Source organism: Frankia sp. CoBUL1 (assembly GCF_978021245.1).
This window is the reverse complement of record NZ_CDXDOS010000072.1, coordinates 8,151-14,943: the sequence shown is the minus strand read 5'-3', so window position 1 is coordinate 14,943 and position 6,793 is coordinate 8,151. Positions and strand designations below refer to the sequence as shown.

Sequence of the window (6,793 nt, the reverse complement as noted above, 5' to 3'; positions counted from 1 at the left end):
CCCGCCGATCCCCCTACCTCCGCTGCGCAGGCCGAGGTCGGCGGACCTCACCGCGACCTTCGCCGGCTTCCCCCTGCCCACCGGCACCAACCTCCCGCCCTACCGGCGCCGGGAGCTCATCCTGATGATCTTCGCCGGCGTGCTCGCGACCAGCGCGCTCGTCGCGTTGACCTTCGCCGACATCGGCCAGGTCTCGCTCGGGATCTTCTCCATCGGTCTCGGCTTCTTCTGCCTGTGGGCGCTGGCCCACCTGGCGGTACGCAGGTTCGCGCCGGCCGCCGATCCGGTGCTGCTCCCGGTCGTCGTCACGCTCAACGGCCTGGGCCTGGTCATGATCTATCGGCTCGACCTCGCCAAGGCGGATGCCGCCGAGCGGGCGGGAACCCACATTCCGCCCGGTGCCGCGCAGACGCAGCTCGTCTGGACCCTGCTGGCGGTCATCGTCTTCATCCTGGTGCTGGCGCTGGTACGCGATCATCTCTCGCTCGCCCGGTACGCCTACACGGCCGGTCTGGTCGGTCTGGTCGGTCTGGTGCTGCCGATCGCGCCTGGCATCGGCGCGACCATCAACGGCGCGCGCCTCTGGCTGCGGATCGGGCCGTTCTCCTTCCAGCCGAGCGAAGTCTCGAAGATCATTCTTCTGATCTTCTTCGCCGGCTATCTGGTCAACAAACGCGAGGTCCTCTCGGTGGCCTCCCGCTCCTTTCTCGGGATGGGGATCCCGCGCGCCCGCGACCTCGGGCCGGTACTGGTGGCGTGGCTGGCGAGCCTGGGCATCCTGATCGTGCAGAAGGACCTCGGCTCGTCCCTGCTGTTCTTCGGAATGTTCATGGTCGTCCTCTACGTCGCCACCGAGCGGGCATCGTGGCTCTTGGTCGGCTTCGTGCTGTTTCTGTTCGGTGCCGTGATCGCGCACAGCATGTTCAGCCATGTCCAGGTCCGGGTGGACGGCTGGCTGCACGCCTTCGACGGTGACAACCCGTCGAGCACGTCGTACCAGCTCGTGCAGGGCCTCTACGGCTTCGCCGCCGGTGGCATCACCGGTACGGGGCTCGGGGAGGGGCACCCGCAGAAGGTGCCGTTCGCGAACACCGACTTCATCATGGCGAGCCTCGGTGAGGAGCTCGGTCTCACCGGCGTCATGGCCATCCTGATGATGTACGCCCTGGTCGTGCTGCGCGGGATGCGCGCGGCCCTCGGCGCGAAGGACCCGTTCGGCAAACTGCTGGCGGCCGGGCTGTCCTTCACCCTGGCGCTGCAGGTGTTCGTGCAGGTGGGCGGGGTCATGCGGCTCATCCCGCTGACCGGGCTCACGCTGCCGTTCGTCTCCTACGGCGGGTCGTCCATCGTGGCCAACGCCGCGATCATCGCATTGCTGCTGCGGGTCAGCGACGCCGCCCGCCGCGCACCCGAACCGGTGCCGGATGCCCCCCTGTTCGACCCGGGCGCGGTTGCCGAGAGTCCCACCCAGGTGGTGAAGACGACATGAACCGCACGGTGCGCAAGGTCGCCGTCGCCTGCATGCTCCTCTTCGCCGCGCTCCTGGTGAACGCGAACTGGCTCCAGGTGGGCGAGGCGGGCAGCCTCAAGTCCCAGCCGACGAACGGGCGTCAGATCACCGAGCGCCTGGAACGACAGCGGGGCGCGATCGTCGCCGGTGACGTGGAGATCGCACGTTCGGTGCCGTCGAACGACCAGTACAAGTACCAGCGGCAGTATCCGGCCGGGCAGCTCTACTCCAACGTCACCGGCTACTACACGCTGTTCACGGCGGCAGGCCTGGAGCGGTCCGAGGACGTCTTCCTGTCCGGAGACGACGACCGGCTGCTCGCAAGCCGGGTGACCGGCCTGTTCACCGGCGCGGAGCGGCGCGGCGGTTCCGTGGTCACCACGATCAACCCCGCCGTCCAGAAGGCGGCGGCGGAGGCGCTCGACAACCGCAAGGGCGCGGTGGTCGCCATCGAGCCGTCGACCGGCGCGATCCTGGCGATGGTCACCAACCCGTCCTACGACGCGAACGCGCTGGCGGCCCATGATGAGAAGGCCGCAGCCAATGCCTATGGGCTGCTGTCGGGCAATCCAGATCAACCGCTGCTGAACCGGGCAGCCCAGCAGACCTATCCGCCCGGTTCGACCTTCAAGCTCATCACCGCCGCCGCCGCGCTGTCACAAGGCAGGACGCCGGACACTCGCGTCGCGGCACCCGACGAGCTACCGCTCCCACTGAGCACCGTGCGGCTGCCGAACTTCGGCGGCGAACGCTGCGGCGACGGCGAGACCGACACCCTCATTCACGCGCTCGCCATCTCCTGCAACACCGCGTTCGCACAGCTCGGTATCGATCTCGGTGCCGACACCCTGCGCGTTCAGGCCGAGGCCTTCGGCCTGAACGCGACCTTCCCCGACTTCCCCTTGCAGCAGGCCCGTAGCGTCTTCCCCGCCAAGCTCGACGCCGCGCAGACCGCGCAGTCGGCGATCGGCCAGTACGACGTCCGGGTCACGCCCCTACAGATGGCGGAGGTGGTCGCGGCGATCGCCAACGACGGCACGGAGATGAAGCCCTATCTCGTGTCCGAACTGCGCAGCCCGGACCTCAAGAGGATCAGCAAAACCGAGCCGAAGAAACTCGGTGAACCGGTGAGCCGCGAGGTGGCCGCCCAGCTCACGACCATGATGGAAAGCGTGGTGACGTCGGGGACCGGTCGGCGGGCGCAGATCGGCGGCGTCGCCGTCGCCGGGAAGACGGGGACCGCCGAGCACGGCACCAGCCTGCCGCACGCCTGGTTCGTGGGGTTCGCCCCGGCGGACGCTCCGAAGATCGCGGTTGCCGTCATCGTCGAGGACGGCGGCGGCGAGCTGGGTACCGGTGGTGCCGTCGCCGCCCCCGTCGCGAAACAGGTCATACAGGCCGCATTGGACAAGCCATGAACAACTCCCCGGGCAATCCCATCTCCCCGTCGCAGCCCTTCGCCGGCGCCGCGTCGCCGAACACCGTCCTCGACAACCGGTACCGCCTGAACGGGCGGATCGCCGCCGGCGGCATGGGTGAGGTCTGGCGTGGCCTGGACCAGACCCTCGGCCGCCCCGTCGCGGTGAAACTGCTGCGCCCGGAGTACGCCAGCGACGAGTCGTTCCTGGTGCGGTTCCGCGGCGAGGCCCGCCATGCCGCCCGGCTGTCACACCCGGGCGTCGCCTCGGTCTATGACTACGGCGAGGTCGCGACCGCCGACGACTACCCGACCGCCTACCTGGTCATGGAGCTGGTGGAGGGGGAACCCCTCTCCGCCGCGCTGCACCGGGAGAAACGGTTGTCCCCGGAACGCACGCTGGACATCCTCGGGCAGGCGGCCGACGCGTTGCAGGCCGCGCACGCCCTCGGCGTGGTCCATCGCGACGTCAAGCCCGGCAACCTGCTGCTGCGCCCGGACGGCGCGGTGAAGGTCACCGACTTCGGGATCGCCCGCGCGGTCGACGCCGCGCCGCTCACCGCCACCGGCATCATGATGGGGACGGCCTACTACGTGTCCCCCGAGCAGGCGTCCGGGCGTCCGGTGACACCGGCGAGCGACGTCTACTCGCTCGGCGTCGTCGCGTACGAGTGCCTCGCCGGTCGCCGCCCCTTCGACGACCGCAACCCCATCGTGGTCGTGATGGCCCACCAGCAGGACACCCCGCCCCCGCTACCGACCGACATCCCCTACCAGGTACGGGCCCTGGTGGACTCGGCGATGGCCAAGGACCCCGCGCGCAGGCCCAGTTCGGCGGGGGCATTCGCGCGTTCGGCGGCCGGGATCCGGCGCAGTCTGTGGAGCCCGGAGCCTGCGCGCTGGCCCGGCGCACCGGACGCGACCGCCCGCCATCCGGGGCCGGGCGCCGTCCTCCCGCCCGCCGGTGCCGCCGCTCGCCCGCCCCGATCCACCTCGCGCACCCGGCCACCGTCCTGGGTGGCCGCACCGCCACCGTCCGGTCGCACCAGTGGACCGGGGCGCACCGGCGCTCCGCCGGACAACGCCCAGGCGGTTCCCGATAGCCCGGAAGCCATGCTCGGCGGACCCGACGTACCTGCAACGGCCCTGCACAGCCCGCCCTTCGGCGGCCCCGACACGGCGTACGGTGGCCCCGAGCCGGCATACGGCGGCTCGGCCTACGGGACGCCGGACCGTGGCGGCCCCCGCGATCCCGGCACCGCCTACCACCCGGGTCCGCCGCCGTGGGCCCGTACCCCCGGCGGCCCCCCAGATCCGTCCGGCCCGGACGGCCCGGATGATCTGCGGCCGGGCTGGGAGGGGCGAGCCGCTCGACGGCACCGGCCGAAGGCGGCCTCCCGTCCCGCCCTGCCACTGCCACTTCTGATCATTCTGCTGATCCTCACCGTGGTGATCGTCGCATTCGCGACCAACAGGTTGTTCTCCGGCAGCAATTCCGCATCGAACTCCGCGACCACACCACCGAGGGTGGTCTACCCAACCGCAATCGGTGATGAAATCGTCAGCGGTAACGCCGGGTCGGCGATTTCCGGCGCGGGAGGGGCGACAGCAGGGGAGTATTCGTGACCGACGTGACGGAGATGTATGCCCCGGGGGCTGGGCCGCAGATCATCGGCGGGCGTTACGAGCTGGGCGAGGGCATCGGCTATGGCGGCATGGCGGAGGTCTTCCGCGGCCGTGACATCAGGCTCGGCCGTGAGGTCGCCGTCAAGACGCTGCGCCCGGACCTCGCCCGTGATCCCACCTTTCTCGCCCGGTTCCGCCGAGAGGCGCAGTCCTCGGCCGCGCTGAACCACCCCGCGATCGTCTCGGTGTACGACACGGGCGAGGACGTCATCAACGGGGCGCAGATCCCCTACATCGTGATGGAGTTCATCGAGGGGCGGACCCTGCGCGACGCGCTGCAGACCGAGGGCCGGTTCACCGAACGCCGCGCCATGGAGATCACCTCCGACGTCTGTGCCGCCCTGGACTACAGCCACCGGATGGGGATCATCCACCGCGACATCAAGCCGGCGAACGTGATGCTCAGCCCGGACGGCTCGGTCAAGGTCATGGACTTTGGCATCGCCCGCGCCACCACCGCGACCTCCTCGACCATGACCGCGACGGCGGCGGTGATCGGCACCGCTCAGTACCTGTCCCCGGAGCAGGCCCGAGGAGCCCGCGTCGACGCCCGCAGCGACGTCTACACCACCGGGGTGCTGCTCTACGAACTGCTCACCGGGTCGCCGCCGTTCCGCGGGGACAACCCGGTGGCCGTGGCCTACCAGCACGTGCGGGAGGATCCGCTGCCGCCGTCCGCTCACGATCGCGACATCTCCCCCGAGGCCGACGCGATCGTCCTCAAGGCGATGGAGAAGGACGCCGACGACCGCTACGGCACCGCGGGTGAGATGCGCGACGATCTGGAACGGGCGCTGGCCGGACGGCGCGTGCACGCCATGATGGGAGGTGGTGGCGCGGGCGGGGCCGCCACCACCCTCGGCCCGGCTGCGCCCGGCACGGCGATCCTCAGCCGCGGTGACCGAGCGGGTTATCCCACCCGGGACCGCTACCGCGACGACGACCAGACCACTTACCGCGACGTCCCCTACGACGACGGCCGGTTCGGCACCGGTCCGTTCGACCGCTACGACGTGACCGGGGCCATCGACCGGCAGGCCGTTCCCAACCAGGAGCGTTCCCAGGCGTGGAAGTACATCCTCGCGGGTCTCGGAATCGTCATCGTCTTCGTCGCCGTCGTCCTGCTCGCCACGACCTTCCTCAGCACCGGCAACAACACCGCCTCCACGAAGAAGATCCTCGTCCCGACCGGCCTCGTCGGGCAGAACGAGCAGCAGGCCCGCGCCCGGCTGCAGAGCGCCGGCTTCGGGGGGGAGGTGGTCACGAAGCTGGTCGACTCACCGGACCTGGCCGGTCGGGTCACGGCGGTCGACCCGGCCGAGGGCAAGGAGGTCGCCGCCAAGGGGGTGATCACCCTATCGATCGGCAAGGCCGCCGACGACGTCCAGATCCCCGCCGACCTGATCGGGAAGACCCAGGCCGAGGCCGAGGCTGCGCTGCGGGCGTTGGGGCTGGTCCCGAACCCGATGGCCTACGGCAACCCGACCAGCCAGAAGGTCGGCACGGTGGACAGCACCGATCCGCAGGCGGGTTCGGCCGTCAAGCGCGGCAGCACGGTCACGCTCAACGTGGTCAGCCCGAACGTCAACGTTCCCGACGTGCGCAACCGCACGTACGACAATGCCGCCGCCGAGCTCGGCCGCTACGGGCTGAGGGCGGCCCAGCAGCCCGTCGCGAACAACAACGTGGCGCCGGGGACGGTTGTGGACCAGAGCCCGTCCGGCGGCAACGTCCCTCGGGGTTCGACCATCACGCTGTCCGTCGCCCAGCAGATCCAGACCACCGCGCCACCGACTCCAACCGAGACGCCGACCGGGCCCACCCCGACCACGGAGCCGACCAGCACTTCGCCGAGCCCGACGGGTAATCCCACCCCTGGGACACCGGCCACGACGAAGCCGGGCGGCCTGGGGGGGAGGCTGGGCGGCCGCAACGGCGGTGGCGGTTCCGGCGGTGGCGGCACCTGAGGTCGTCGCGCCGACGGAGGCGGTCGTGGCTGCTCAGGCAGTATGGGACTGCGGCCGCCCACGGCAGGGTGCCTGATGCCGCGGGAGGTCACGATCTGATGCGCATCCTGGTGATCAACAACTACGACTCGTTCGTCTTCAACCTTGTCCAGTACCTGGGCCAGCTCGAGACCGAATGCATCGTGCGCCGCAACGACGAGATGACGCCGGCCG

At 70.4% G+C, this 6,793-nt stretch carries 4 protein-coding genes; all 4 read left to right on the top strand.

Going from position 1 to position 6,793, the window contains the following annotated elements; all coding sequences use genetic code 11:
- The first annotated feature begins 7 nt into the window (after positions 1 to 7).
- Genes AC08OX_RS08035 through pknB form a run of 4 tightly spaced genes read left to right on the top strand, consistent with a single transcriptional unit; the run spans position 8 to position 6,580 of the window.
- The gene (locus AC08OX_RS08035) at positions 8 to 1,489 is read left to right on the top strand and encodes an FtsW/RodA/SpoVE family cell cycle protein (RefSeq protein WP_476607229.1); all 1,482 of its coding nucleotides are present in this window, start codon (positions 8 to 10) and stop codon (positions 1,487 to 1,489) included.
- The gene (locus AC08OX_RS08030) at positions 1,486 to 2,928 is read left to right on the top strand and encodes a peptidoglycan D,D-transpeptidase FtsI family protein (protein ID WP_476607228.1); all 1,443 of its coding nucleotides are present in this window, start codon (positions 1,486 to 1,488) and stop codon (positions 2,926 to 2,928) included. Before AC08OX_RS08035 ends, AC08OX_RS08030 begins: the two co-directional genes overlap by 4 nt.
- Positions 2,925 to 4,553, top strand: coding sequence for a serine/threonine-protein kinase (locus tag AC08OX_RS08025; protein WP_476607227.1), 1,629 nt, complete (start codon positions 2,925 to 2,927; stop codon positions 4,551 to 4,553). The genes AC08OX_RS08030 and AC08OX_RS08025 overlap by 4 nt, the downstream gene beginning before the upstream one ends.
- The gene (pknB, locus tag AC08OX_RS08020) at positions 4,550 to 6,580 is read left to right on the top strand and encodes a Stk1 family PASTA domain-containing Ser/Thr kinase (RefSeq protein ID WP_476607226.1); all 2,031 of its coding nucleotides are present in this window, start codon (positions 4,550 to 4,552) and stop codon (positions 6,578 to 6,580) included. The genes AC08OX_RS08025 and pknB overlap by 4 nt, the downstream gene beginning before the upstream one ends.
- Positions 6,581 to 6,793 lie beyond the last annotated feature (213 nt).

Bases quoted from the DNA above. Each gene is read 5' to 3' on its own strand.
- AC08OX_RS08030 (WP_476607228.1), top strand. From the start codon at position 1,486: ATGAACCGCACGGTGCGCAAGGTCGCCGTCGCCTGCATGCTCCTCTTC.
- AC08OX_RS08025 (WP_476607227.1), top strand. From the start codon at position 2,925: ATGAACAACTCCCCGGGCAATCCCATCTCCCCGTCGCAGCCCTTCGCC.